Origin of the sequence: Pseudomonas sp. ArH3a, from assembly GCF_022648765.1 — a bacterium.
Classification (GTDB): domain Bacteria; phylum Pseudomonadota; class Gammaproteobacteria; order Pseudomonadales; family Pseudomonadaceae; genus Aquipseudomonas.
The window spans coordinates 4,276,116-4,301,937 of the sequence record NZ_CP080330.1 but is presented as its reverse complement, the minus strand read 5'-3'; the positions used below and the strand labels follow the sequence as shown (position 1 = coordinate 4,301,937).

At 60.3% G+C, this 25,822-nt stretch carries 26 protein-coding genes and 1 pseudogene; 10 read left to right on the top strand and 17 right to left on the bottom strand.

Annotated features, from left to right (window positions below; translation table 11 throughout):
• Positions 1-12 precede the first annotated feature (12 nt).
• From K0P33_RS19590 to K0P33_RS19575, 4 genes and pseudogenes are all read left to right on the top strand, one after another.
• Positions 13-225, top strand: a pseudogene (locus K0P33_RS19590) (EscU/YscU/HrcU family type III secretion system export apparatus switch protein); the annotation flags it as partial.
• Positions 226-377: 152 nt separating this feature from the next.
• Positions 378-791 carry an ester cyclase gene (locus K0P33_RS19585; RefSeq protein WP_094950591.1) on the top strand — a complete coding sequence of 138 codons (414 nt, stop codon included), beginning with the start codon at positions 378-380 and terminating at the stop codon, positions 789-791.
• 342 nt (positions 792-1,133) lie between these two features.
• Positions 1,134-2,510: an MFS transporter gene (locus K0P33_RS19580; RefSeq protein WP_242150639.1), complete on the top strand. Its 1,377-nt coding sequence runs from the start codon at positions 1,134-1,136 to the stop codon at positions 2,508-2,510.
• A 57-nt stretch (positions 2,511-2,567) separates the two neighbouring features.
• The gene (locus K0P33_RS19575; protein ID WP_242150636.1) at positions 2,568-3,695 is read left to right on the top strand and encodes an MFS transporter; all 1,128 of its coding nucleotides are present in this window, start codon (positions 2,568-2,570) and stop codon (positions 3,693-3,695) included.
• 5 nt (positions 3,696-3,700) lie between these two features.
• On the opposite strand, the gene K0P33_RS19570 is transcribed toward K0P33_RS19575, so the two are convergent.
• On the bottom strand, positions 3,701-4,222 hold the full coding sequence (locus K0P33_RS19570) for a DUF3087 domain-containing protein (RefSeq protein WP_094950594.1): 522 nt from the start codon (positions 4,220-4,222) through the stop codon (positions 3,701-3,703).
• Positions 4,223-4,340: 118 nt separating this feature from the next.
• Here K0P33_RS19570 and K0P33_RS19565 point away from each other — a divergent pair, with 118 nt between their 5' ends.
• A complete protein-coding gene (locus K0P33_RS19565; protein ID WP_176462926.1) occupies positions 4,341-4,517 on the top strand; it encodes a hypothetical protein in 177 nt (58 codons plus the stop codon).
• Positions 4,518-4,532: 15 nt separating this feature from the next.
• Complete coding sequence (locus K0P33_RS19560; protein WP_242150633.1) at positions 4,533-4,730, top strand: DUF6021 family protein; 198 nt, start codon at positions 4,533-4,535, stop codon at positions 4,728-4,730.
• Positions 4,731-4,794: 64 nt separating this feature from the next.
• On the opposite strand, the gene K0P33_RS19555 is transcribed toward K0P33_RS19560, so the two are convergent.
• Positions 4,795-5,031, bottom strand: coding sequence for a DUF6555 family protein (locus tag K0P33_RS19555; RefSeq protein WP_094950596.1), 237 nt, complete (start codon positions 5,029-5,031; stop codon positions 4,795-4,797).
• A gap of 120 nt (positions 5,032-5,151) precedes the next feature.
• Here K0P33_RS19555 and K0P33_RS19550 point away from each other — a divergent pair, with 120 nt between their 5' ends.
• Together K0P33_RS19550 and K0P33_RS19545 are read left to right on the top strand one after the other, a co-directional pair.
• Positions 5,152-5,985: an arylamine N-acetyltransferase gene (locus K0P33_RS19550; protein WP_242150630.1), complete on the top strand. Its 834-nt coding sequence runs from the start codon at positions 5,152-5,154 to the stop codon at positions 5,983-5,985.
• A gap of 124 nt (positions 5,986-6,109) precedes the next feature.
• Positions 6,110-6,862 (top strand): outer membrane beta-barrel protein, encoded by a 753-nt coding sequence (locus tag K0P33_RS19545; RefSeq protein ID WP_094950598.1) that lies wholly within the window; start codon positions 6,110-6,112, stop codon positions 6,860-6,862.
• A gap of 223 nt (positions 6,863-7,085) precedes the next feature.
• Here the strand turns inward: K0P33_RS19545 and K0P33_RS19540 are convergent, their stop codons facing one another.
• From K0P33_RS19540 to K0P33_RS19470, 15 genes are all read right to left on the bottom strand, one after another.
• Positions 7,086-7,400: a transcriptional regulator gene (locus K0P33_RS19540; protein ID WP_094950599.1), complete on the bottom strand. Its 315-nt coding sequence runs from the start codon at positions 7,398-7,400 to the stop codon at positions 7,086-7,088.
• Positions 7,390-7,740: a toxin gene (locus K0P33_RS19535; RefSeq protein WP_094950600.1), complete on the bottom strand. Its 351-nt coding sequence runs from the start codon at positions 7,738-7,740 to the stop codon at positions 7,390-7,392. Before K0P33_RS19535 ends, K0P33_RS19540 begins: the two co-directional genes overlap by 11 nt.
• 239 nt (positions 7,741-7,979) lie before the next feature.
• Entirely contained in the window at positions 7,980-9,443 is a 1,464-nt protein-coding gene (gene nuoN / locus K0P33_RS19530) for an NADH-quinone oxidoreductase subunit NuoN (protein WP_094950601.1), read from the bottom strand.
• 7 nt (positions 9,444-9,450) lie between these two features.
• Positions 9,451-10,983: an NADH-quinone oxidoreductase subunit M gene (nuoM, locus tag K0P33_RS19525; RefSeq protein ID WP_064452906.1), complete on the bottom strand. Its 1,533-nt coding sequence runs from the start codon at positions 10,981-10,983 to the stop codon at positions 9,451-9,453.
• Between the two features lie 46 nt (positions 10,984-11,029).
• A complete protein-coding gene (gene nuoL / locus K0P33_RS19520; RefSeq protein ID WP_094950602.1) occupies positions 11,030-12,883 on the bottom strand; it encodes an NADH-quinone oxidoreductase subunit L in 1,854 nt (617 codons plus the stop codon).
• The gene (gene nuoK, locus K0P33_RS19515) at positions 12,880-13,188 is read right to left on the bottom strand and encodes an NADH-quinone oxidoreductase subunit NuoK (RefSeq protein ID WP_003174727.1); all 309 of its coding nucleotides are present in this window, start codon (positions 13,186-13,188) and stop codon (positions 12,880-12,882) included. Before nuoK ends, nuoL begins: the two co-directional genes overlap by 4 nt.
• 2 nt (positions 13,189-13,190) lie before the next feature.
• Positions 13,191-13,694 (bottom strand): NADH-quinone oxidoreductase subunit J, encoded by a 504-nt coding sequence (nuoJ, locus tag K0P33_RS19510; protein WP_003219561.1) that lies wholly within the window; start codon positions 13,692-13,694, stop codon positions 13,191-13,193.
• Between the two features lie 9 nt (positions 13,695-13,703).
• Entirely contained in the window at positions 13,704-14,252 is a 549-nt protein-coding gene (gene nuoI, locus K0P33_RS19505) for an NADH-quinone oxidoreductase subunit NuoI (RefSeq protein WP_003174725.1), read from the bottom strand.
• An 11-nt stretch (positions 14,253-14,263) separates the two neighbouring features.
• A complete protein-coding gene (gene nuoH / locus K0P33_RS19500) occupies positions 14,264-15,271 on the bottom strand; it encodes an NADH-quinone oxidoreductase subunit NuoH (RefSeq protein ID WP_083357964.1) in 1,008 nt (335 codons plus the stop codon).
• Positions 15,268-17,982 carry an NADH-quinone oxidoreductase subunit NuoG gene (nuoG, locus tag K0P33_RS19495; RefSeq protein WP_242150626.1) on the bottom strand — a complete coding sequence of 905 codons (2,715 nt, stop codon included), beginning with the start codon at positions 17,980-17,982 and terminating at the stop codon, positions 15,268-15,270. Before nuoG ends, nuoH begins: the two co-directional genes overlap by 4 nt.
• A 135-nt stretch (positions 17,983-18,117) precedes the next feature.
• On the bottom strand, positions 18,118-19,473 hold the full coding sequence (gene nuoF, locus K0P33_RS19490; RefSeq protein ID WP_242150623.1) for an NADH-quinone oxidoreductase subunit NuoF: 1,356 nt from the start codon (positions 19,471-19,473) through the stop codon (positions 18,118-18,120).
• On the bottom strand, positions 19,470-19,967 hold the full coding sequence (gene nuoE, locus K0P33_RS19485; protein ID WP_094950606.1) for an NADH-quinone oxidoreductase subunit NuoE: 498 nt from the start codon (positions 19,965-19,967) through the stop codon (positions 19,470-19,472). Before nuoE ends, nuoF begins: the two co-directional genes overlap by 4 nt.
• A gap of 2 nt (positions 19,968-19,969) precedes the next feature.
• Positions 19,970-21,754, bottom strand: a complete 1,785-nt coding sequence (gene nuoC, locus K0P33_RS19480; RefSeq protein ID WP_094950607.1) for an NADH-quinone oxidoreductase subunit C/D — start codon at positions 21,752-21,754, stop codon at positions 19,970-19,972.
• Between the two features lie 72 nt (positions 21,755-21,826).
• Positions 21,827-22,501: an NADH-quinone oxidoreductase subunit B gene (locus tag K0P33_RS19475; RefSeq protein ID WP_094950608.1), complete on the bottom strand. Its 675-nt coding sequence runs from the start codon at positions 22,499-22,501 to the stop codon at positions 21,827-21,829.
• A gap of 10 nt (positions 22,502-22,511) precedes the next feature.
• On the bottom strand, positions 22,512-22,925 hold the full coding sequence (locus K0P33_RS19470) for an NADH-quinone oxidoreductase subunit A (protein ID WP_003219575.1): 414 nt from the start codon (positions 22,923-22,925) through the stop codon (positions 22,512-22,514).
• A gap of 624 nt (positions 22,926-23,549) precedes the next feature.
• On the opposite strand from K0P33_RS19470, the gene K0P33_RS19465 reads away from it, so the two are divergent.
• Together K0P33_RS19465 and K0P33_RS19460 are read left to right on the top strand one after the other, a co-directional pair.
• A complete protein-coding gene (locus K0P33_RS19465) occupies positions 23,550-24,548 on the top strand; it encodes an ATP-grasp domain-containing protein (RefSeq protein ID WP_242150620.1) in 999 nt (332 codons plus the stop codon).
• 79 nt (positions 24,549-24,627) lie between these two features.
• Entirely contained in the window at positions 24,628-25,767 is a 1,140-nt protein-coding gene (locus K0P33_RS19460) for a trypsin-like peptidase domain-containing protein (protein WP_094950610.1), read from the top strand.
• Positions 25,768-25,822: the final 55 nt, after the last annotated feature.

The window sequence follows — 25,822 nt, the reverse complement described above, 5'->3', positions numbered from 1 at the left end:
GCCTGCGATGCAGGCAGCTTGGTATCCATGCAGCGCCGGCTATTGGGCCGCGACATGAAAATGACCCGCAGCGAAACCAAACGCGAACGCAAAGACATCGACGGCAACCCGCTGATCAAGCGAACGGCGGCGCAGATTGCCCGAAAAGCTGTGCCTGGCGACTCGGTGTCGTATGCCTCATTCCAAGCGGTAGCGGATGGGAGGGTCGTGGCGCGATTGATTTAAGCGCCGTGCAGGCTACGCTTGGTTAGCGCTTTGGGTTCAGAGGGAGTATCTGCTCAGCAGGAGCTGAAGTTGTATCTGTCACAGGCGAGGGATGGACGCGTTAACCGTCAGGTTGTCGCTGAACTGTTTCCAACTTTCCTAGGAGTTTCAACATGACAGATCAACAGCGTAATTTGATCAACGAGTGGGCCGAGAGCTGGTCCACACCCTCAAAAGAGCGATTTCTCGCGATATTTTCAGAGACGACTGTCTATGAGGACAAGGCCGCGCGGCAAATCATGCGCGGACGGAACGAGTTGGGCGATTTTTTTGACCAGATCAGAAAGGCATTGCCCGATTTCAAGGTTATCAGCGACCTGATCAGCCTTGGCGAGCGCGGCGGGACGATTCAGTGGCATATGACGGGAACCCAAAAGGGCGAGCTGTTCGGTTATGGCGCAACTTACAATCAGATCAACGTGGATGGTACCTGCGTGATCAGGATTCAGGACAATAAAATTGTCGAATGCACCGATTACTACGACATGAAAACGCTGTACCGTCAGCTCGGTTTCGACAACAACTGAAGGCAGGGACCACCTGAATGATCGTTCCCACCCTGTGTGGGAACGCCTCCCGTGACGCTCTGCGTTACCACCTTGAGAGTGGACGCGGAGCGTCTATGGAGCGATCACACTGGCGGTGCTGGAAGCGGGGCAGGGAGGCGATGCGCAGCTTGGGCTCCTGCAACCGCGCCAAGTCCGTCGCAATCTGCGCCTGTCACAACAAGCCCGCTCTCCACAGAAAGCCTTCTGCTCACTATCGCTCCACAGTGGACATGAAAACTTTGACAGACAGGCAAACGGCCACTGAAAAATTTCCCGGCTGCCCGTAATCTAAACGCCTTTGTTACCAGCGCCAGGTTGTTCATGTCTTCTGCTGCCGATGGGTTGCCCGCCAATAAACGCCTGCCGGCAGTGATCGCCCTTTCTTTGGGGATCGGCATGGCCACCCTGGACACGGCTATCGTCAATACGGCGCTGCCGACCCTGGCCGAAGGCATCGGCACCGACTCCGCCTCGGTGATCTGGGTGGTCAACGCCTACCAGTTGGCGATTATCGCCACGGTGCTGCCGTTCGCGTCGTTGAGTGATGTGCTGGGGCACCGTCGGGTGTACCTCGGCGGGTTGCTGCTGTTTATTATCTCGTCGCTATTTTGCGGGCTGGCCGGGTCGCTGCTGACGCTGACCGCCGCGCGCGTGGCGCAAGGCCTGGGCGCGGCGGCGGTGATGAGCGTCAACACCGCGTTGCTGCGGCATATCTACCCTTCAAAAATGCTTGGGCGTGGCCTGGGTTATAACTCGTTGGTGGTGGGGCTGGCGTTCACCCTCGGGCCGACCGCTGCGTCGGCGATTCTGTCGGTGGCGACCTGGCATTGGTTGTACCTGATCAACGTGCCGCTGGGGCTGCTGGCCCTGGGGCTGGGCCTGCGTTCATTACCCACGCTGCCCATGACCGGCCACGCCTTCGACCGTCTCGCCGCGTTGCTATGTGCCGGGTTGTTTGCCCTGCTGGTGCTCGGCCTGGGCACGGCGGTACACGGTGCCCAGGGCGCACTGACCTTGGGTCTGATCGCCGTGGCGCTGATGTGCGGCGCGGTGTTGCTGCGCCGTCAGGCGGGTCATCCGGCGCCGATGCTGGCTCTGGATTTGTTCAAACGGCCGGTGTTTGCGCTGTCTTCCCTCACTGCGATCTGCGCGTTCAGCGCCCAGGGCCTGGCCTTTGTGTCGCTGCCGTTCCTGTTGCAGGCGGTGCTCGGCCATAGCCAGGTAGAAACCGGGTTTCTGATGACGCCGTGGCCGGCAGTGGTCGCCGTCATGGCTTTGGTGGCGGGGCGCCTGGCGGATCGGGTGTCGCTGGGCGTGCTGTGCGGCGTCGGCTTGCTGATGCTCAGCGTGGGCATGGCCGCGTTGGCGAACTTGGGCAATGGCGCGTCAGCCTTTGATATTGGTTGGCGCATGGCCCTGTGCGGCGCCGGGTTTGGCTTTTTTCAATCGCCCAACCTCAAGGCGATCATGACCAGCGCACCGTTGGCCCGCAGCGGTGGGGCCAGCGGCATCGTCGCGATTTCGCGGTTGCTGGGCCAGACGCTGGGGGCGTCGTTGGTGGCGTTCTGTTTTCATCTGTCCCTGGGCAGCGGCCCGCAATACGCGCTGTGGCTGGGTTGCGGGTTTGCACTGGTGGGCAGTGTGGCCAGCGGCCTGCGTTTACTGCCCTATGGAAAAAAGCCGGATAGATCGTTGTAAAAACCGGCGTGAGAAGGCTAACGTTGCGACCTGAATATTTCGGGATGTTTCAGATTTATGCGCAGCCTGGCCCAACGCACTGCTGATCTCACCTCCCGACGCGCCGCGCTGACCCTCGCGCTATGCCTGCCCAGTGACGTGCTGCTCTACTTGCTGCTGCCCATGCAATCCCAGGCCTTTGGCATCACGCTGGCCCAGGCCGGGGTGTTGCTGGCAGCCAACCGCCTGGTGCGGATTTTCGGTTACCGGCATGTGTTGAATTTCTACGCGCGCAACGGCGACCGGCTGACCTGCATGATCGCCGCCGGTGCTGCCACGGTGTGTGCCTTGGGCAACTCGCTGTTGTCGGGTTTCGCCGCATTGCTGGGGTTACGACTGATCTGGGGCCTGTGTTTTGCCGCGTTGAACCTCTCGACCCAAGTGTTGGCGACTTCCGAACCCGCTGGCGCAGCCCGCCGTGCGGGGCGTTCACGGGCGGTGATCGCCCTCGGGCCGATGCTGGCGTTGCCGCTGGGTGGCTGGCTGACCTTATGGGCCGGGCCGCGCCCGATCTTTGTGATTCTCGCCGGTTGCTGCCTGGTCGGCCTGTGGGTGGCGCGCGGCTTACCCACCGCTAGCCATGACTTGCACAGCACCGGGCGGCGCTTCAAGTGGCCTGACAGTGTGGCAACCTGGTCGTTTATCGAAGGTGTGGCGCTCGATGGGCTGTTTATCTTTGGCTTGTCGATCCAGGCACAGAAGCTTCTCGGCGGCGATGCGGTGCTGATCGCCGGTGGCCTGATGGCCCTGCGGTATGCCTCGGAGATGCTCCTGAGCCCGTTGGGCGGCCGGGCGGCGCAACGTTTTGGCGCGACCTCGATGCTGCTGCTGTTTTCGTTTTTGAGTGCCCTGGCCCTGACCGCGTTCGGCAGTTATTGGGTGATCGTCGGCGCGGCGGCGGTGCTGGTGCTGCGCGCGCTACAACTGCCGCTGGTGACCACCTTGGTGGCCGAGCGCAACCCCGGTTCGATGCGCGTTTCAGCCCTGGCCTCCAACGCAGTGTGGCGCGACGTCGGCGCCGGCCTAGGGCCTTTGCTGGCCGGCCTGTTGCTGCCCGTGGCCTCGGCGCCCTGGGTGTTTGGGCTGGCTGGCGCGGCAATCGCGGTGAGCGCGGTGTTCTGCTGGCGAACCAAGCTTTCTAACTGACGCTGTCAGGCCTTTTTAACGCTGCCTAGCCAGGCGGGGTCGAGGCGGGTTTGCTCGGTGTCGATCCCCAAGGCCTGCATCTTCGCGGTGTGTACGTCGATCTCGCCGACCAATTGCGCCTGGGCGCTGGAGTTGGCGTCCAGTTCATGCATCTGCGTGAGCCCCAAGTGGTAAAAACGCAGCAGTTTGATCGCCGTCGGGTCGTTGGCTTGCACGCGTTCGGTGACCTTGTGCATCACGTTGGTGACGCTCATCAAGCTGCGCTTGAGCTGCCAGCCATACACCGCCGGCGCCAGCCAAGGCTGAGTCCAGAACGGGCCGCGCACCAGGGCGACGGTGATCAATACGCCGGCGAACACGCCGCCGACATTGAAGCGAAAGTTGTCACCGCCGGGCGTGCCAAACAGCATCACCGCCAGGCTCGACAGCAGCATTGCCAGGGCCACGAACAGCACGGCGATGATAAGCGTGCTGCGTCGGGTCTGTTGGCGGAAGGTGGCAGGGTCGCAGGGTTTGAGCTCGAACATCCGGGTCAGGTCTCAAGAAGGGGCGGGGTGGCATCTTCGCACGCTTTGCGCAATCAAGTTGAACGATGGCTCGCGGCGGTTTCTCTAAACCTGTGTAGCCACCGTGAGGTAGACCATCATGCCCGATTATAAACAGCCACCGCCTGGTACACCCAACCCCGACCGCACGCCCGGCGAAGAGGAACGTGACAACGATGCGTTGCGTCCCAATGACCCGGCCCAGCGTCATGACGACGATGTGGAGCGGGTCGAGGAAGACCTGGAAAACCTGCACGACAAAGCCCGCCCGCTTTAAGTTTAGGAGGTCACTGTGAGCAATCCCCCGAAAGGCCCGCGTTCAAGCGAGCATGCCAGCGGCAATGACGAACTGGGCTTTGACCCGGATTCCCCCGACGTGTCCGACCCGCAGGTCGACCCCATCGGGCCTGCGATAGCCCCGCTGGACAAGGAAAAGCAGCCGAAAAAAAAGCCGCCCTACGATCCGTTGGGCGACTTGAAGACAACGTGAAGCACCCGCATCAGACCCGCCATCGCGGGGCTGATGTTTATGGGGCTTGTTTATGCGGCTGTGCTTACTTGGGCGGTACCCAAGTGACCTCGGTAATACCGAACTTCTCCGCCCAAGGCCGGGTGGTTTTTTTCACCTGTTCGTGACCTACACGCCCAATGCGGCTGACATGGGCGATGTCGGCATCCACCGCGGCCCAATGCCAGGCCTCGGCGTTGTTCATGACTTCTGCGCGCACCACAAAGGACTTCGGTTGACCGTGCAGCTGATAGTTGATGGTGTAGATTTTTGCGGTACTCATGTTGCCTCCCTGTCTTGTTATAGATGGATAGGCAAGTGTTCAAAAAGGTTCAGTCAAAATGACAAGTCGCAGGCTGGCACGGCATAGTGACGCCTTCGCCACGCGCTCAAGGATCGCGCCATGCCCCGATTGACTCACCGTCAGCTCTACCTGCAACGCCTGGGCTATGACTCGCCGCCACCGCCAACCTTGCAAACCTTACGCGAACTGCAGTTGCGCCATGTGTGCACCTTTGCCTTTGAGAGCCTGTCGACACTGCTGCGCACCCCGGTGCCAATCGACTTGCCGAGCATCGAGCAAAAGGTACTGCTCGACGGGCGTGGCGGGTATTGCTTCGAGCTGAACCACATGTTTCTGACGCTGTTGCAGGAATTGGGCTTCGAGGCGCGCGGCCATACCGGCTGGGTGGTGATGGGCGGGCCAACGGATGCGCGCACCGGTCGCACCCATCGCCTGAGCCTGGTCACCCTGGATGGCGTGCGCTACGTCACCGACGTCGGCTTCGGCGGCATGGTGCCGAGCAGCCCGTTGCAGTTGGACACGGACGCAACCCAGGCCACCGCCCATGAACCCTATCGCCTGACGTTCAATGGCGCCGATTACACCTTGTGGGCCCAGGTCGGCGAGGAGTGGCGTGGCTTGTATGTGTTCGACCTGCAAGAGCAGGCGGATATCGACTATGAAATCGGCAACTGGTACGTGTCGACGCACCCGGCTTCAACGTTTGTCGGTCAACTCAAAGCCGCGCTGCTCGCGCCGGGCAAACGCTACACCTTGAATAACGCCAACTATGCCGTCCACTACCTGGATCGGCCCAGTGAAAAGCGCGCAATCGAGAGCACCGATGAGCTGTTGACAGTGCTGCACGAGACCTTGGGCATTCGTCTGCCGGCCCATCCTCTGCTTCGCGAAGCCCTTGATGGCTTAGTAGTGGCTAATTCAAAAGAAACTTGAGGTAGAGCCTTCACTGAATCGTTTTTGCTCCAAGTCGACGCAAATTAATTCGAACCTTTGGCGAAAGCCGGGGTTCGAACCGTTTCCTGAATAATTTGCTCACCAGACAAGGAGATGTAAAACGATGTCCAAGCTATTCGGAAAACTGCTTAAGGGTTCCTCGCTGCTGGCGCTGGTCGCCGCGCCTGCCGTGGTGTTCGCCGCACCGTCCACCGGCCCGATTTCCATCCTCGGTTTGCAGGGCAGCTATAACGACTTCAAACTTGAAGGCGGCAGCAAAAGCGACAAGGACCACATGCCCGAAGCGGGTCTGTTCTACAACTTCGGCAACAAGCTCACCGCCGAGTCCGGCTTTATCTACCAGGCCGGTATCGAAGCCAAGTACGGCGAAAAGAGCGACAACAAGCTCAAGGAAGGCCAGGCTGACCTGGACCTCGGCTGGCGTGCCGCGCTGGACGCGCGCAACTTCGTCGACGTGATTGTGGGCGGTGGCTACAGCTGGACCCGCTACGAGCCGGACACCAACGATTACGACGTCAAGCTCACCAACAAATCGCCGTTCGCCAAGGCCGCACTGGGTTACAACCACCAGTTCGATGACATGACCCTGCGCGTCGAAGCCGGCGCCCGTCGTACTATCGACGGCCGCTCCAGGCTCAAGGTCGACGGCGTCGGCAGCGACACCGTGGACCTCAAGGACCGCACCAACCCTTACGCCGAAGTCAGCCTGCTGATGAACCAGAAGGGCGACTTGCCGGTGATGGCGGGCCTGTATTACACCCGTACCGAATACAAGCTCGACGATGACTCGTATGTCGCCGACAACACCAAGCTCAAGCGTGACGAGTACGGTTTCAAAGTCGGTATCGCGTTCTAAGCGAACGCCTGGATGCGGGGCGGCCAACGCCCCGCATTCGACTGCGCCATCAAGCTTCCTTTGTATCCGCCAACCCCCCCCGAACGCGCTACTGCGGCCAGTGGCATGTCTGAAGTGCAGTATCGCTGCATTCTTTCAGATAAAGCGCTGCGCCTGGTTTTGGGGCTGCTTCGCAGCCCAACGCGGGGCAAGCCCGCTCGCCACAGAGGTTGCGGCGAGTGTCTCAACCTAATGCAGCGAGTTGCGCCACGGTTTCTGGAAACCGCGCCACCAGCCGAATCAAGGTGGCGGCCTGGGCATTTGGCTTTGCGCGGCCTTGCTCCCAGTTTTCGAGGGTACGGACGTTGGTGCGCAGGTACATAGCGAACACCGAACGGGAGAGGTTGAGCTGTTGGCGCACGGCGACCACTTCTTCGGCCGTCAGCGGGGCCAGGTTGTTGAGCCGGACCTTGTGGGTGCGCAGGGTGACTTTGCCTTGGCGTTCTTCAGCCAGTGCGTCGAAGCCTTCGACCAGTTCGGAAAAGATTTCACGTTTCATGGTGTGTTCTCGCTTTGATTTCCCTGTCCAGCATGTGTTTTAGGGCTTTTTTGTGATGGGGGGCTAGGTCGTCCTGTTCGTGCTTGCCGTACAGGGTGAACAGCCAGAATTGCGTACCGCCCGACCACCAGTAGTAAATGACCCGCAGGCCACCGCGTTTGCCTTTGTTACGTCGCTCATCCACGAAGCGAACCTTGCGTAACCCGCCAGTTCCCTCGATCACGTCACCCGCTTCCGGGTTTTTCATCAACTCCTGTTGAAAGCCTTGGAAAAGCTCGTCACTCAGATAGTCCTTGCGATGCCGCTCGAAGGCCGGCAATTCGATAAATAGAGCATCCATGTTCTGTACTTAGCCTGCGTATAGTTTGGTGGCCCACTCGCCATGGGTCAAGTGACCTGGTTGTGGGAACTTTCCTAAAACGCAACCACCATACGGCGGCCTTCGGCGCGCAGATGCCAGATGCAGAGGCAGATAGAGAAGGAAATTTCGGCGAGTAGGGGAGGGTAAAACTACCTGCCCCCAGAAACGCAAAACGGCGCCCGAAGGCGCCGTTCTGTTTACCGCATGTTACTAAGCGATCAAACGCCCAGCACCGCGTGCTGCACCAGGGTGAGCAACGGTTGTGGGTACACACCCAGGAAGAACGCGAGCAGGGCGATAGCCAGCAGCATCACGCCACCGGCTTTCTGTTCCCAGTGCAGCTCGGCATCCACACGGCGCAGGTTTGGCTCGATCAGGTACAGGGTGACCATCACGCGCAGGTAGTAGAACACGCCGATGGCGCTGCCCAGTACCAAGGACGCAACCAACCACCATTCGTGGGCTTCAACGCCGGTGGCAACGATGTAGAACTTGCCGATAAAGCCTGCGGTCAGCGGGATACCCGCCAGGGACAACATCATCACGGTGAGTACGGCGGTCAGGTACGGACGGCGCCAGAACAGGCCGCGGTATTCGTACAGAGCGTCGGCATCACGGCCTTTGAACGGCGAGGACATCAGCGTGATCACACCGAACGCGCCGAGGCTGGTGATCACGTAGGTGACCAAGTACACGCCCATGGCTTCCACGGCCAGGCCTTTGCTCGCCACCAGGGCGATCAGCAGGTAACCGAAGTGGGCGATGGACGAATAGCCCAGCAGACGCTTGAGGTTGTTCTGGGTCAGGGCCAGCAGGTTACCGAACAGGATCGACGCAATCGCGATAATGGTCAGCACGTTGCTCAGCACGCCGGTGTTGGCGGCAGGGGAGATCTGGAACAGACGCACCATCACCGCAAACACCGCAACCTTCGACGCGGTGGCCAGGAACGCGGCCACTGGCGCCGGGGCGCCTTCGTACACGTCCGGGGTCCACAGGTGGAAAGGCACCAAGGACAGCTTGAACGCCAGGCCGATCAGCATCATCGCCAGGCCCAGTTGGGCAATCGGTGCAGGGCTATTGGTAGTCGCCAGGGCGTGACCGATACCGGTGAAGCTCAGGCTGCCGGCTTCTGCGTAAAGCAGGGCCATACCGAACAACAGGAACGCGGAACCGGCGGCCGACAGCACCATGTACTTGATGCCGGCTTCCAGGGAGCGCTTGTTGAAGAAGGCGTAGGCCACCAAGCCGTAAGTCGGGATCGACAGCAGCTCCAGGCCGATGAACAAGCCGGCCAGGTGCTGCGCGCTGACCAGCACGATACCGCCGGCCGCAGCCAGCAGGATCAGCAGGTACAGCTCTTCCTTGTTGCCTGGGTAACCGGTGCCGCCTTCGCCGAGGTAGGCGTGGGCGAGGGTGACGCAGGCCAGGGTGGCGACGAGGATCAACGCGATATACAGCAGCGCGAAGTCATCGACCATCATCAGCGGGGTGACCGCCAGTGGTGCAACCTTGAGGGCCGGGATGATCGACAGCAGGGCCAGGTTCAAACCGGCACAGGACAGCAGGAACGTTTGTGAGTGATTGCGGCGCCAGGCGATCGCCAGCATCACCGCTACAACGGTGAGGCTGGTGATCAGCAGCGGCGCAAGCGCGATAAAGTGTTGGATCGTGAATTCCATAGCGCTCTTACCGTGCCGAAGCGAGTTGAGTGAAGGCGGTGCTGAACCACTGCTGCACGCCATGCATCGTCGCGGCAGAAGTGTCCAGGAACGGTTGCGGGTACACGCCGATGTAGATCAGCAGTACCGCAAGGCCGAGCACCATGATCAGTTCGCGAGCATCCATCCCTTGCAGAACGGTGTCGGACTTGGCCGGGCCGAAGTACGCGCGGTGGATCATGATCAGCGAGTAGACCGAACCGAACACCAGGCCGGAAGTAGCAATGGCGCTGATCCACGGCGTGTGCACGAACGAACCCATCAGGATCAGGAACTCGCCGATGAAGTTACCGGTACCCGGCAAGCCCAGGGACGCGGCGGCAAAGAACAGGCTGATCGCCGGCAGGTACGCGATCCGCGACCACACGCCACCCATCTCACGCATGTCACGGGTGTGCAGGCGCTCGTACAACTGGCCGCTGAGGATAAACAGCGCGGCGGCCGAAACACCGTGGGCCAACATCTGGATCACTGCGCCTTGCAACGCCAGCTGGCTGCCGGAGTAGATGCCGATCAGTACGAAACCCATGTGGGAAACGGACGAGAAGGCAATCAGACGCTTGATGTCGGTTTGGGCGAAGGCCAGGAACGCACCGTAGAAGATCCCGATCAGACCCAGGGTCATGGCGATCGGCGCAAACTCGGCCGAGGCATTCGGGAACAGCGGCAGGGCGAAACGCAGCAGGCCGTAGGCCGCGGTTTTCAGCAGGATACCCGCCAAGTCCACGGAGCCTGCAGTCGGCGCCTGGGCGTGCGCATCCGGCAGCCAGGAGTGGAACGGCACCACCGGCAGCTTCACCGCGAAGGCGATGAAGAAGCCCAGCATCAGGATGTACTCGGTGGTCAGGGACATCTTGGTTTTCAACAGGTCGGCGTAGTTGAAGGTAATCACGCCCGTGCTGTTGAAGTTGACCAATACCAGACCCAGGATCGCCACCAACATGATCAGGCCGGAAGCCTGGGTGAAGATGAAGAACTTGGTCGCCGCGTAGATCCGGGTTTTCTTGCCGTCCGAAGAACTGTGACCCCAGAGCGCGATGAGGAAGTACATCGGCACCAGCATCATTTCCCAGAAGAAGAAGAACATGAACAGGTCCAGCGCCAGGAACACGCCGACAACACCGCCCAAAATCCACATCAGGTTCAGGTGGAAGAAGCCCACGTGACGCTGAATCTCTTTCCAGGAGCAGAGTACCGAGAGGATACCCAGCAGGCCGGTCAGCAGGATCATCAACAGCGACAGACCGTCGAGGGCCAGGTGCACGTTAATGCCGAAGCGCTGGATCCACACGTGCTTGAATTCAAGCGCGAAGGTTGGATCGGCACCCGGTGCCGGAGCGAATGAATAGTCACCATGGGCCCACAGCCAGAGGCCGAGCGCGAGTTCCAGGGACATGGTCAGCAACGCAATCCAGCGGGGCAGGGTGGCGCCGAAGCGTTCACCCATCCAGCAGAGCAGGCCGCCGATAAAGGGGATCAGGATTAGCCAGGGCAGAATCATGACGGGCTCGTTTCCTTTCGCAAGTTCGCAAAGTGCATAGACATAGTCAGACCGCTACCACCACGATGGCGCCGATCACCAGAACGGCACCGGCCGCCATGGAAGCTGCATACCAGCGCAGTTGGCCAGTCTCGCTGCGGCTCAGGGCGGTGTGACCGGCCTTGGCGGCGCGCGGGATCAAACCGATGGTCTGGTCGAGCGGGTCTTTGCGCAGTACATGGCTGATGGCTAGGTAAGGCTTGACGAACAGTTTGTCGTAGATCCAGTCGAAGCCCCAGGCAGCGAACCACCAGGCCGACAGGAAGCGCCCGATGCCGCTGTTGGCAACAGCCGTAACGAAGCGACGCTTGCCGAGGAACAGCAGGGCCGCCAGCAGGATACCGGCGATGGCGATGGCGCCCGAGGCGATCTCCAGGCTGTGCTTGGCGGCGCCACCGGCATGGCCGGCGCTTTCCGGCAGTACACCGGCCAGTGGTGGGGTGATCATGGCGCCGATGAAGGTCGACAGGATGATCAGCACCGACAGTGGCAACCAGTGGGAGATACCGTGGCCTGCGTGTGCTTCGGTCTTGGCTTCACCGTGGAAGGTGATGAAGATCAGGCGGAAGGTGTACAGCGAGGTCATGAAGGCACCCACCAGGCCTGCGTACAGCAGGTTCTGGTTACCGCTGGCAAAGGCTTCCCAGAGGATTTCGTCTTTGGAGTAGAAACCTGCGGTCACCAATGGCAGGGCAGCGAGTGCGGCACCACCGACGATGAAGCTGGCGTAGGCCAACGGCAGTTTCTTCCACAGGCCACCCATCTTGAAGATGTTCTGCTCGTGGTGGCAGGCAACGATCACCGCACCGGAGGCAAGGAACAGCAGGGCCTTGAAGAAGGCGTGGGTCATCAGGTGGAAGATCGCCGCGTCCCAGGCACCCACGCCCAGGGCCAGGAACATGTAGCCGATCTGGCTCATGGTCGAGTAGGCGAGGATACGCTTGATGTCGGTCTGCACCAGCGCGGCGAAGCCGGCCAGTACCAGGGTCACGCCACCCACCAGGCCGACGAGATGCAGAATCTCCGGCGCCAGGGTGAAGAGGCCATGGGTTCGTGCAATCAGGTAGACACCGGCAGTTACCATGGTTGCCGCGTGAATCAGTGCGGAAACGGGAGTAGGACCGGCCATCGCATCCGCCAGCCAGGTTTGCAGCGGCAGTTGCGCGGATTTACCCACGGCGCCACCCAGCAGCATGAGGGTCGCCAGGGTGATCCAGAAGTCACCGACCTGGAACTTCTGCGGTGCCAGCACCAGCAGTTCCTGGATGTTCAGCGTGCCCACTTGTTGGAACAGGATGAACAGGCCGATGGCCATGAACACGTCGCCGATGCGGGTGACGATGAACGCCTTGAGTGCCGCGTTACCGTTGTTGCGGTTGCTGTAGTAGAAACCGATCAACAGGTAGGAGCACAGGCCCACACCTTCCCAGCCGAAGTACAGGAACAACAGGTTATCGCCCAGCACCAGGAACAGCATGCTGGCGATAAACAGGTTGGTGTAGGCGAAGAAACGCGAGTAACCGGCTTCACCGCGCATGTACCAGGACGCGAACAGGTGGATCAGGAAGCCCACACCCACCACCACGCCGAGCATGGTGATCGACAGGCCGTCGACGTAGAGGGCGAAGTTGGGCTTGAAGCCTTCCACCGACATCCATTGCCACAGCACCAGGGTGTAGTGGCCGCCTTCCGGCGGCGCCACGTTGAATTGCCAGATGACGTAGGCGGCGACAATTGCCGACAGGCCAATGGAGCCCACACCCACCAGGGCGGACAGGTTTTCCGACCAGCGTCCACGGGAGAACGACAGCAGCAGGAAACCGATCAGGGGAAATACGAAAGTCAGAAAGATCATGTTCATCCGCGCATCTCACTGGCAGCGTCGATATCAAGCGTGTGGAAGCGACGATACAGTTGCAGCAGGATCGCCAGGCCAATACTGGCCTCGGCGGCTGCCAGGCTGATCACCAGGATGAACATGACTTGCCCATCCGGCTGGCCCCAACGTGCACCTGCAACGATGAAGGCCAGTGCGGCGGCGTTCATCATGATTTCCAGGCTCATCAACACGAACAAAATGTTACGGCGAACCATCAGGCCGACCAGGCCAAGGCAGAACAGGATGCCGGCGACCGCCAGACCATGCTCCAAAGGGATAGCAGGCATCGTCATTGCTCCTTGGCTTCGTTGCGGCCCAAGTGGAAGGCGGTGATGGCTGCAGCCAGCAGCAGCATCGAAGCCAGTTCGACCACCAGCAGGTACGGGCCGAACAGGCTGATGCCCACGGCCTTGGCGTCTACGGTGGTGTGGCCGATGGCCTGGCCGCTCTGGTGAGCGAACAGCACATACAACAGTTCACCCAGCAGCAGGGCTGCCAGGATGACCGGGCCGAGCCAGATGCCGGGCTTGAGCCAGACGCGTTCCTGGGCGACCGAAGCCGGCCCCAGGTTGAGCATCATCACCACAAACACGAACAGCACCATAATGGCGCCGGCGTAGGCGATCACTTCCAACACACCGGCGAACGGTGCGCCGAGGCTGAAAAAGGTCATGGCCACGGCGATCAGCGAAATGATCAGGTAGAGCAGGGCGTGCACGGGGTTGGTGTTGGTGATCACGCGAAGCGTGGACACCACTGCAATACCCGACGCGAAATAGAAAGCGAATTCCATCTTTCTTCCTTAAGGCAGCAAGCTCTTCACGTTGATCGGCTCGGCTTCGTTTTGTGCGGCGCCCTTCGGCTTACCGGCAACGGCCATACCTGCAACACGATAGAAGTTGTAATCAGGGTTTTTACCGGGACCAGAGATCAGCAGATCTTCTTTCTCGTACACCAGGTCCTGACGTTTGAACTCGGCCATCTCGAAATCCGGTGTCAGCTGGATCGCGGTGGTCGGGCAAGCTTCCTCGCAGAGGCCGCAGAAAATGCAGCGCGAGAAGTTGATGCGGAAGAAGTCCGGGTACCAGCGACCGTCTTCGGTTTCAGCTTTCTGCAGGGAGATGCAACCCACCGGGCACGCCACGGCGCACAGGTTGCAAGCTACGCAACGCTCTTCGCCATCGGGGTCGCGGGTCAGCACGATACGGCCGCGATAGCGCGGCGGCAGGTACACCGCTTCTTCCGGGTATTGCAGGGTGTCGCGTTTGCGAAAGCCATGGCCGAAAACCATCACCAGGCTTCGCAACTGGGTACCGGTACCCTTAACGATGTCGCCAATATATTTGAACATGGGTCAAATCCTCACTGAACCGCGCCGGCTGGCGTGTTCAACAACACAACAGCAGCCGTCACCAGCAAATTGATCAGGGTCAGCGGCAGGCAGAATCTCCAGCTGAAATCCATCACTTGGTCATAGCGTGGGCGCGGAATAGACGCGCGCAGCAGGATGAACAGCATGATGAAGAACGCCGTCTTCAAGAAGAACCAGAAGAACGCCAGTTGCGGCAGGATGTTGAAAGGGCCGTGCCAGCCGCCGAAGAACAGCGTGACCAGCAATGCCGAGATCAAGATGATGCCGATGTATTCACCGACGAAGAACATGCCCCATTTCATGCCGGCGTATTCAATGTGGTAACCGTCGGCCAGTTCCTGCTCCGCTTCCGGCTGGTCGAACGGGTGACGGTGAGTCACGGCGACGCCAGCGATGAAGAACGTACAGAAGCCAAAGAACTGCGGAATGATGAACCACAGGTTCTGCGCCTGGTACTCGACGATGTCGCGCATGTTGAACGAGCCAACCTGCACCACGATGCCCATCAGCGCCAGGCCCATGAACACTTCGTAGGACACGGTCTGGGCCGACGCCCGCAAGCTGCCCAGCAGGGCGAACTTGTTGTTACTGGCCCAACCGGCGAATAGCACCGCATAGACCGACAGACCGGCCATGGCGAAGAAGAACAGCAAGCCGATGTTCAGGTCCGCCACGCCCCAGGTCGGGGTGATCGGGATGACGGCGAAGGCAATCAGCAAGGCGCTCATGGCCACGACCGGTGCCAGGGTGAAGATCACCTTGTCGGCAAACGGCGGGGTCCAGTCTTCCTTGAAGAACATTTTGAGCATGTCGGCAGCGATCTGGAACATGCCGAATGGGCCGACGCGGTTCGGACCGTAACGGTCCTGCCACCAGCCCAGCAGGCGACGTTCGACGAAGCTGAGCAAAGCGCCCGCGACGACCACGGCCAACAGGATCACGATGGCCTTGACGACCGAGATGATCACGTCGATCACTTCAGGGGTGAACCAGGTCATTGCGCTGCCTCCTGCAGACCGTCAACGGTTTGGCCAAAGATCGCCGGTGGAATACCCGCGAGGCCTTTTGGCAGTGCAACCAGGCCGGCACCTAACTCATCGCTGATGCGCAGCGGTAGACGCAGGGTCTTGCCACCCACGTTCAAGCTGAGCAGGGCACCGTCGTTGACGCCCAGGCGGTCGGCTTCGGACTTGGCCACGGACACATAAGCGGCGGGGATGCGCTGTTGAACCGGTGCGGCTTTGGAAGAGGTCTCTTCGCTGCCGAACAGGTGGAAGAACGGCACAACCTGCCAGGTGCCCTGTGCCGGGTTGAATGGACGCGGTACGGCGGCAAACCAGTTCAGCGAGTCACCGGTGCTTTCGATCAGGCGGGTGCCCGGGTCGCCAGCGCGGATGTGACCACCGACTTCGTCCTGGAACTTGTTCCAGGCTTGCGGCGAGTTCCAGCCCGGCGACCAGGCAAATGGCACCTGCTGACGTGGCTCGACCGAACCCGAGTAACCTTCCATGGAGAAGGCGAACGCGGTGTCGATGTCTTGCGGCGTACGCGGTTCATGCACGCTGATATCAGCACGCATGGCGGTACGGCCGGAGTAACGCAGCGGTTCACGGGCCAGTTTCATGCCCTTGATGCGGAACGATGCAGACGGTGCAGCGTCGACAATCCGCGCCAGCTGCGGCGCGCTGGCAGCGGCGGCGGCTGTTACGTGGTCGAGCTGGGTCCAGTCGATCGGCTGGTTCAGCAAGGTTGCGCGCAGGGCATGCAGCCAGCGCCAGCCTTCGTGAACCAGAATGCTGGCGTCCATGTACTTCGGATCGAACACCTGGAAGAAGCGCTGGGCGCGGCCTTCCTGGCTGACCAGGGTACCGTCGCCTTCGGCGAAGGTGGCGGCTGGCAGTACCAGGTCGGCGCGATCGCTGGTGGCGGTCTTCTGGTGGTCGGCAACGATCAGCACTTTGGCGGCATCCAGCGCGGCGTCGACCTTGGCCGAATCCGTGCGGGTGTACAGGTCGTTTTCCAGTACCACAATGGCGTCAGCGTTGCCGTCGATCACGGCTTGCAGGGCTGCGTCCAGCGATTCGCCACCGAGCATGGCCAGGCCGAGGCTGTTGGCTTCCGGCACGACCAAGCTGATGGAGCCGTTCTTGTCGCGCAGCTTCAAGGCTTTGGCGATGTTGGCGGCGGCTTCGATCAGCGCTTTGGAGCCCAACGAGGTACCGGCAATGATCAGCGGGCGCTTGGCGGCCAGCAGGGCGTCGGCGATGCGTTGGGCCAGTTCAACGGCTTCAGTGTCCAGGCCTTCGACGGCAGGCGCGCTGGCTTCCAGGGCGTGGGCCACGGCGAAACCGATGCGGGCCAGGTCGTCAGGTGCGGCGTGGACGCATTCTTCGGCGATGTCGTCGAGTTTGGTTTCTGCAAGGCTTGCGATAAACAGCGGGTTCAGCGCGTGCTGGCCGATGTTTTTCACCGCGGCGTCGAGCCAAGGCTGTACGCGCATGGCGTCGGCCATCTCTTCGGCCTTGCCTTTGACCGACTGGCGCAGCGACAGCGCGATACGCGCGGCGGTCTGGGTCAGGTCTTCGCCGAGCACGAAGATCGCGTCGTGGTCTTCGATGTCACGCATGTTCGGAACCGGCAGCGGGCTGTCGTTCAGCACTTGCAGGACCAGGCGGATGTGCTCCAGCTCTGCGGCTTCGATACCGCAGTAGAAGTGCTCGGCGCCGACCAGTTCGCGCAACGCGTAGTTGCTTTCGAGGCTGGCGCGTGGCGAACCGATACCGACGATGTTGCGGCCGCGCAGCAGGTCGGCGGCTTTATCCAGCGCGTCGTCCAGGCTCAGCTTGGCGCCATCGGCCAGCAGTGGCTGGCGCGGGCGGTCTTCGCGGTTGACGTAGCCGTAGCCGAAACGGCCACGGTCGCACAGGAAGTACTGGTTGACCGAGCCGTTGAAGCGGTTTTCGATGCGGCGCAGTTCGCCGTAGCGCTCGCCCGGGGAGATGTTGCAACCGCTGGAGCAGCCATGGCAGATGCTTGGCGAGAACTGCATGTCCCACTTACGGTTGTAGCGCTCGGAGTGGGTCTTGTCGGTGAACACACCGGTCGGGCAGACCTCGGTGAGGTTGCCGGAGAACTCGCTTTCGAGCACGCCGTCTTCAACGCGACCGAAGTACACGTTGTCGTGGGCGCCGAATACGCCGAGGTCGGTGCCGCCAGCGTAGTCTTTATAGAAACGTACGCAACGGTAGCAGGCGATGCAGCGGTTCATTTCGTGGGAAATGAACGGGCCGAGGTCCTGGTTCTGGTGGGTACGCTTGGTGAAGCGATAACGGCGCTCGTTGTGGCCGGTCATCACCGTCATGTCTTGCAGGTGGCAGTGACCGCCTTCCTCACAGACCGGGCAGTCGTGGGGGTGGTTGGTCATCAGCCATTCGACAACGCTGGCGCGGAACGCCTTGGATTCTTCATCTTCGATGGAGATCCAGGTGTTGTCGGTGGCTGGGGTCATGCAGGACATGACGATACGACCACGGGTGTCGTTTTCGTCGGTGTACTGCTTGACCGCACACTGGCGACAGGCGCCAACGCTACCAAGGGCTGGGTGCCAGCAGAAATAAGGGATGTCGAGGCCTAGTGAGAGACATGCCTGTAACAGGTTGTCTGCCCCATCGACTTCGAGCGCTTTGCCGTCTACGTGGATAGTGGCCATGGTTCAAAGTTCTTCGTTGGCCCGTTGTCAGCGGGCGTGGCTAATGGAATCTTGTTATTCATGTGCATCAACACAGCCATAAAGGCGTCAGCACATGAGAAAGCGAAGGGCACGGACCCTTCGCCTTTTAAAGCGTTACGCGCCGACTACGATCGGCCTTGCCAGAGGCGGGACGGCGGCGCTGGTAGGCGCGATGCCGGCTTCGAACTCCGAGCGGAAGTATTTGATTGCGCTGCCCAATGGTTCCACGGCGCCCGGTGCGTGAGCACAGAAAGTCTTGCCTGGACCGAGGAAACCGACCAGACCCAGCAGGGTCTCAATGTCACCTGGCTGGCCTTCGCCTTTCTCGATCGCCATCAAGAGCTTCACGCTCCAGGGCAAACCGTCACGGCACGGGGTGCAGAAACCGCAGGATTCGCGGGAGAAGAACTGCTCCATGTTGCGCAGCAACGAGACCATGTTCACGGTGTTGTCCACCGCCATCGCCAGGCCAGTCCCCATACGGGTGCCGACTTTGCCGATGCCGCCGGCATACATTTGTGCGTCGAGGTGCTCAGGGAGCAGGAAACCGGTGCCGGCACCGCCTGGCTGCCAGGCCTTGAGGGTGTAGCCGTCGCGCATGCCGCCGGCGTAGTCCTCGAACAACTCGCGAGCGGTCACGCCGAACGGCAGTTCCCACAGACCTGGGTTCTTGACCTTGCCGGAGAAGCCCATGAGCTTGGTGCCCATGTCTTCGCTGCCTTCGCGGGCCAACGATTTGTACCAGTCCACGCCGTCGGCGATGATCGCCGGCACGTTGCACAGGGTTTCAACGTTGTTCACGCACGTCGGCTTGCCCCACACGCCCACGGCGGCAGGGAAGGGCGGCTTGGAACGCGGGTTGGCGCGGCGGCCTTCGAGGGAGTTGATCAGTGCGGTTTCTTCACCGCAGATGTAACGCCCGGCGCCGGTGTGCACGAACAGTTCGAAGTCAAAACCGGAACCTAGGATGTTCTTGCCCAACAGGCCGGCGGCCTTGGCTTCTTCCACGGCACGGGTGAGGTGCTTGGCGGCGGTGGTGTATTCGCCACGCAGGAAGATGTAGCCACGGTAGGTTTTCAGCGCGCGGGCGCTGATCAGCATGCCTTCGATCAGCAGATGGGGCAGTTGCTCCATCAGCATGCGGTCTTTCCAGGTGTTCGGCTCCATTTCATCCGCGTTGCACAGCAGGTAGCGGATGTTGATGGATTCGTCTTTGGGCATCAGGCCCCATTTGACGCCGGTGGGGAAGCCGGCGCCGCCGCGACCTTTAAGGCCGGCGTCTTTCACGGTCTGGACGATATCGTCCTGGGCCATGTCGGCGAAGGCTTTACGCGCAGCCGCGTAACCGTTCTTGGCCTGGTACTCGTCGAGCCAAACGGCTTCGCCGTCGTCACGCAGGCGCCAGGTCAGCGGGTGAGTCTCGGCCGAACGCTTGATCAGGTTGGCCGGGCCGAAGGAAGTCAGGGTCATGGGTAGCCCTCGAGCAATTGGGTCACGCCAGCAGGCTGCACGTCACCGAATGTGTCGTCGTCGATCATCAACGCCGGCGCCTTGTCGCAGTTGCCCAGGCAGCACACCGGCAGCAGCGTGAAGCGGCCGTCCGGGGTGGTTTCGCCGAGGCCAATGCCCAGCTTGTTCTGGATCTCGCTGACCACGGACTCGTGGCCGCCGATGTAGCAAACCATGCTGTCGCACACGCGAATGATGTGGCGGCCCACTGGTTGGCGGAAGATCTGGCTGTAGAACGTGGCCACACCTTCAACGTCGCTGGCCGGGATGCCGAGGATCTCGCCGATGGCGTAGAGGGCGCCGTCGGGCACCCAGCCACGTTCCTTCTGGACGATCTTCAGGGCTTCGATCGACGCCGCGCGCGGGTCTTCGTAGTGATGCAACTCGTGCTCGATGGCCGAGCGCTCGGTTTCACTCAGGGTGAAACGGTCTGTTTGGATAAGCGTGCTGTTCATGCTTAGCGGTCCACGTCGGCCATAACGAAATCGATACTACCCAGGTACGCAATCAAGTCCGCGACCATCTCGCCTTTGATCACCGAAGGGATCTGCTGCAAGTGCGGGAAGCTTGGGGTGCGAATCCGGGTGCGGTAGCTCATGGTGCCGCCATCGCTCGTCAGGTAATAACTGTTGATACCCTTGGTCGCTTCGATCATCTGGAAGGATTCGTTGGCCGGCATCACCGGGCCCCACGAAACTTGCAGGAAGTGCGTGATCAGGGTTTCGATGTGCTGCAGCGTGCGTTCTTTAGGCGGCGGCGTGGTCAGCGGGTGATCCGCCTTGTACGGGCCTGCCGGCATGTTGCGCATGCACTGCTCGATGATCTTCAGGCTCTGGCGCATTTCTTCGACGCGCACGATGCAACGGTCGTAGGCATCGCCGTTGGCCGCCAGCGGGACTTCGAATTCGAAGTTCTCGTAGCCGGAGTACGGGCGCGCTTTACGCAGGTCGAAATCGCAACCCGTTGAGCGCAGACCGGCACCGGTGACGCCCCATTCCAGGGCTTCTTTGGTGTTGTACTGCGCGACGCCGATGGTGCGGCCCTTGAGGATGCTGTTGTCCAGGGCGGCTTTCTGGTACTCGTCCAGACGCTTGGGCATCCAGTCGATGAACTCCTTGACCAAGCGTTCCCAGCCATTCGGCAGGTCGTGGGCCACACCGCCGATGCGGTACCAGGCTGGGTGCAAGCGGAAACCGGTAACGGCTTCGATGACCTTGTAGGCGCGCTGACGGTCGGTGAAGGTGAAGAACACCGGGGTCATGGCGCCGACGTCCTGGATGTAAGTACCCAGGAACAGCAGGTGGCTGGTGATCCGGAAGAACTCGGCCATCATGATGCGGATGGTGTCGACGCGGTCTGGCACCTTGATGCCGGCCAGCTTCTCGACCGAGAGCACGTACGGCAGGTTGTTCATCACGCCGCCGAGGTAGTCGATACGGTCGGTGTACGGGATGAAGCTGTGCCACGACTGACGCTCGGCCATCTTCTCGGCGCCACGGTGGTGGTAGCCGATGTCCGGTACGCAGTCGACGATTTCTTCGCCGTCCAGTTGCAGGATGATACGGAAGGCACCGTGAGCCGAAGGGTGGTTCGGGCCCAGGTTGAGGAACATGTAGTCCTCGTTGGTGCCGGAGCGCTTCATGCCCCAGTCTTCCGGGCGGAAGCGTGCTGCTTCCTCTTCAAGCTGTTGCTTGGCCAGGGTCAGGCTGAAGGGATCGAATTCGGTGGCGCGCGCAGGGTAGTCCTTGCGCAGCGGGTGACCTTCCCAGGTCGGCGGCATCATGATGCGCGTCAGGTGCGGGTGGCCGGGGAAGTCGATGCCGAACATGTCCCAGACTTCACGCTCGTACCAACTGGCGTTCGGCCAGATACCGGTGACGGTCGGCACGCTCAGGTCGCTCTCGGACAGGGCGACCTTGATCATCACGTCGCTGTTACGCTCGATCGACAGCAGGTGATAGAACACGGTGAAATCGGCGCCGCTCGGCAGCCCTTGGCGCTTGGTGCGCAGACGCTCGTCCACGCCATGCAGGTCATAGAGCATGACGTACGGCTTGGGCAGGTTGCGCAGGAAGCTCAGGACTTCGACGAGCTTGGCACGCGCCACCCACAGCACCGGCATACCGGTGCGCGTGGCCTGGGCGGTGAAGGCGTCAGGGCCAAAACGGTTATTGAGTTCGACAACCACATCCTGGTCGTCTGCCTTATAAGGCGGGATGCGTCGAGCACTGCCTGTAGTCATGGTTTTTTATCGCTTTCGGTCAACGTAAAGAATGAAGCCAGGTTTTCGTTCTATTTAAGAAGCGGTGCTGGATCAGACTTCGTCGGGGCTGCGCAGGTTGGTGACTGCGATTCGCTGTTCGCGGCGCGCATCCTTTTGCGAAGGCATCTCGGCGCGGTACACGCCTTGATCGCCGACGACCCAGGAAAGTGGGCGACGCTCCTTGCCAATCGATTCCTGCAACAGCATCAAGCCTTGCAGAAAAGCTTCAGGGCGGGGCGGGCAGCCAGGCACGTAGACGTCCACGGGCAGGAACTTGTCCACCCCTTGAACGACGGAGTAGATGTCGTACATGCCACCGGAGTTGGCGCACGAACCCATGGAGATGACCCACTTTGGCTCGAGCATTTGCTCGTAGAGACGCTGAATGATCGGCGCCATCTTGATAAAGCAGGTTCCGGCGATAACCATGAAATCCGCCTGGCGCGGTGATGCCCGGATAACTTCGGCGCCAAAGCGCGCGATGTCGTGGGGCGCCGTGAAGGCGGTGGTCATTTCCACGTAGCAGCACGAAAGACCGAAGTTGTACGGCCACAGGGAGTTCTTACGTCCCCAGTTGACCGCGCCACTCAGCACGTCTTCGAGCTTGCCCATGTAGATGTTTTTGTGGACTTGATCTTCTAACGGATCGGAAACGGTTTCCCGTTCGCCGATAGGGTACTGATCGTTAGGAGCATCCGGGTCGATCCTGGTGAGATTGTATTGCATCGCCAAAGCCTCATTGTTTCAGCTTCGCTTGCCGCTTGCGACGAGCTTCCGGAGCCCAATCAAGGGCGCCCACTCGAAATAGGTAGACAAGGCCTGCCAACAGAATTGCTATGAAAACGAGGGCTTCGACGAATCCGGTCCAGCCGCTTTCGCGGACGGACACAGACCAGGCAAAGAGAAAGAGGGCTTCGATATCGAAGATCACGAACAGCATCGCGACCAGATAGAATTTGGCTGAGAGCCGCAAGCGGGCGCCACCTGTAGGCAGCATGCCGGACTCGAACGGTTCATTTTTGCTGCGGCCCCAGGCTTTTGACCCGAGGAGGCTGGAGACACCGAGCATGAAGGCACAAAGGCCGACAACACCGAGGAGGAAAATGGCAAAGCCCCAGTTGTGGGCCATGAGTCCTGTCGCTTCGGTCATGCTGGAAATCCTTAACAGAGAGCAAAGGTCTCTGAGCTCGAAAAAGTAACGATGCAGTGACGATATGTCGCACTGCAATCAATCGCGGTGATTTTATGGCTAAACACCGGGCAAGTAAAATTTCGATAGCGAAATTATTCGATGGAATAAGGACATAGTGCACCTCTTTGGGGCTGTAGCCCTTATGGGACGGGGATTAGCGGGCATTTAATCAATTCTGTTTTGTTTAATGAGTAACGAAGTTTTCATCCGCCAAATGATAATGAATATTGTTTGCGCGGGGTTTAAGCGAATGTTTCTCGTGTAGCGGGGGAAGTTGCCGTTACTTGCTTGAGTACCGCTAGTTGCTTGAAGGGACCTTTTAACCGATTTGATCCGAGCACATACCGCTCTGGATCAATGTTTTGCGCAAATCGTCTTGGTTCACCGGATCATCAGGGGCGAGTCCCTTTCGCCGCAGCGATGAGCGCGCGACGCTGCATGGGGTGGAGGCATATTGCGAAACAGGATTTAAGTAGCCTTTTGCCTGATGTTCTTTATTGTGTCGGAAAAATTACATGGCGTTGGGAGCTTTTGCCCAACGAGTGCGGCGATTTTCGCCGATGTTCATTTAGGAGCTTACACGTGATCTGGTTTCTTGAAGGTCAATCCAGCCAGCGCGACATTATTATCGGTGCGCGTGAGGCATTACCGGCGAGTGTCAGGGTTTTTGCCTCCCACCGCCAGGATCGACCTGAGATCACAGGGCAGGCCGACGTTGGCTTTCAAGAGCCACAGGATAACCAGGCGCGTATTGACTGGGTGATCGAGACGGCACTTGAGCAGCGTATAGAAGTCATCCTTGCGGGGCGTATTGGCAGCCACTATGAAGCGGCACGGGGCCGATTCGAGGCTGCAGGTTTGCGCCTGGTCACCGGCGGTATGTCCATGGACACCTTTGACAAGGTGGACGATAAAAGCCTGTTCATCGCCGAGGCTGAACGGGCGGGGCTTGCTTGCACCCCCGCGATAACGGTCACCAATGCTCAGGAGCTGGCTGCGGCTTACGAGGTGTTGTCGGCTCAGGGAGAGGTTTGCATCAAGCCTGTGGTCGGGATCTACGGCCAGGGGTTCTGGCGGTTCAAGTCGGATGTCGACCCGTTCCGCTGTTTGCAAAATCCGGACGCGCGGGAAGTCGATTTCGACACCTACCTGAAGATCTACATGTCGGGCGCAGAGCATGCGCCTATGCTGGTCATGCCCTACTTGGCCGGCAGCGAGTGTTCGGTCGACATGGTGTGCGAGGCGGGTAGGCCCGTGGCATTTGTGGGTAGAAGGAAGCAGGGCGTTCACCAGACATTCGAGCGCGAATCAGCGGCCGTGGAGTTGGCCCTCAAGGCTGCGGCGCATTTCAAGTGCGATGGTTTGGTGAATGTGCAGACGCGGGACGACGACTTGGGCGTTCCCTATTTGTTGGAGATCAATCCGCGCTATTCCGGCGGTATCGGCTATACCCGCGCCACCGGGGTAAATCTGGCCGGAATATTCGCCACTCGTCGGTTGGGCCTTCCAGAGCCGCCCAGCCGATGGGTCGGGGGCGTACGCGTGAAGCCCATCACGGTTGCCGTGATAGCGTCTTCTTGATGTCACAGCGCCAGACAAAGAGTGAATTATTGTGTCTGTATTGACATAATTGCCGCCACGTCGATCAGGGAAGGTTAGGATGAAGGCGCTTACGCCCGGAGCAAACACCGCTATTTCAGGTGTGAAGACTGCATGGACACTCGACTCCGGTAACACCACCGCTTTCGGTGAGTACGCTGCCGTGGCGTTACTCCCGGTCACCGAGAAGCGCCTGCCAACGGGCGATCCCGCGCTGTTTCAAATCACCCAGAAGTGGATGGAGTGGAGCGGCAAGCAAGCCTCGATTGGTTGCTCCCTTGATTTGTCTGCGTTGCCTGGTGGCAGTGAAGCGGTGTTGTTGGTCGTTTACACCTTTGCGGCAGCAGGCCCTGTCAGTGAACTCAAAGAGTTGCGTCTTCAAGTCGACAATGAGGTGGAGTTGCACCTGGATTTGCGTAACAACGGCGAGTCGGCCATTGTCATCGGCGAGTTTTATAAGCGTAACGATCAGTGGAAGTTCCGCGCGCTCGCAGAAGGCTCCGCCTATGGCCTCGCCGCGATGGGGCGGCGCATGGGCATTAACATTGATGACGCACACCCCAATCGCCGCCCTTATTCCGGCGACTCTCCAAGAAACCGTGGTTCTGCCACTGGCACCGGCTTTGCCGTTTCACCCAACCACGTAATGACATGTGCCCATGTGATTGAGGACATGCAGGAACTGCACATTTCTTCTTTTGCAGGCCGTTACCGCGCTGAAGTGGTCCTGGTCGATCAACGTAACGATATCGCGCTGTTGCGGATTCAGGACTGCCCGACATTATCGCCCGTGCTTTTCAAGGACGGCGCGGGTTGTGCGTTGGGCGAGTCAGTGATTGCCCTGGGCTTCCCAATGGCGGGCCTGGCGGGAGGCGGTGTGCATGTGACTCAGGGAGGCGTGTCGAGTTTGTTCGGGTTGCACAACGATGCCAGTTTGCTGCAGTTCACCGCGGCGATTCAGCCTGGGTCCAGTGGCAGCCCGCTGTTTGATACCAGTGGCGGGGTCATCGCGATGGTGACGTCGACCCTGCCGGACGCGCAAAACATGAACTTTGCCGTCAAGGCAGGCCTGCTCCTAGCCTTTCTGGATGCCTGCCAGGTGTCGCCTTCCAAATCCCCAACGGGCCGAATGTATTCGACTTCGGAAATGGCCCGTGAAGCTCAATCCTCGCTCTGGCGAATCGAAGCCAGAAACCCGTAGAGGCACCCGGCTTTAAGAAATAGTGAGGGGTATTGAACTCACTACACGCCTCTTT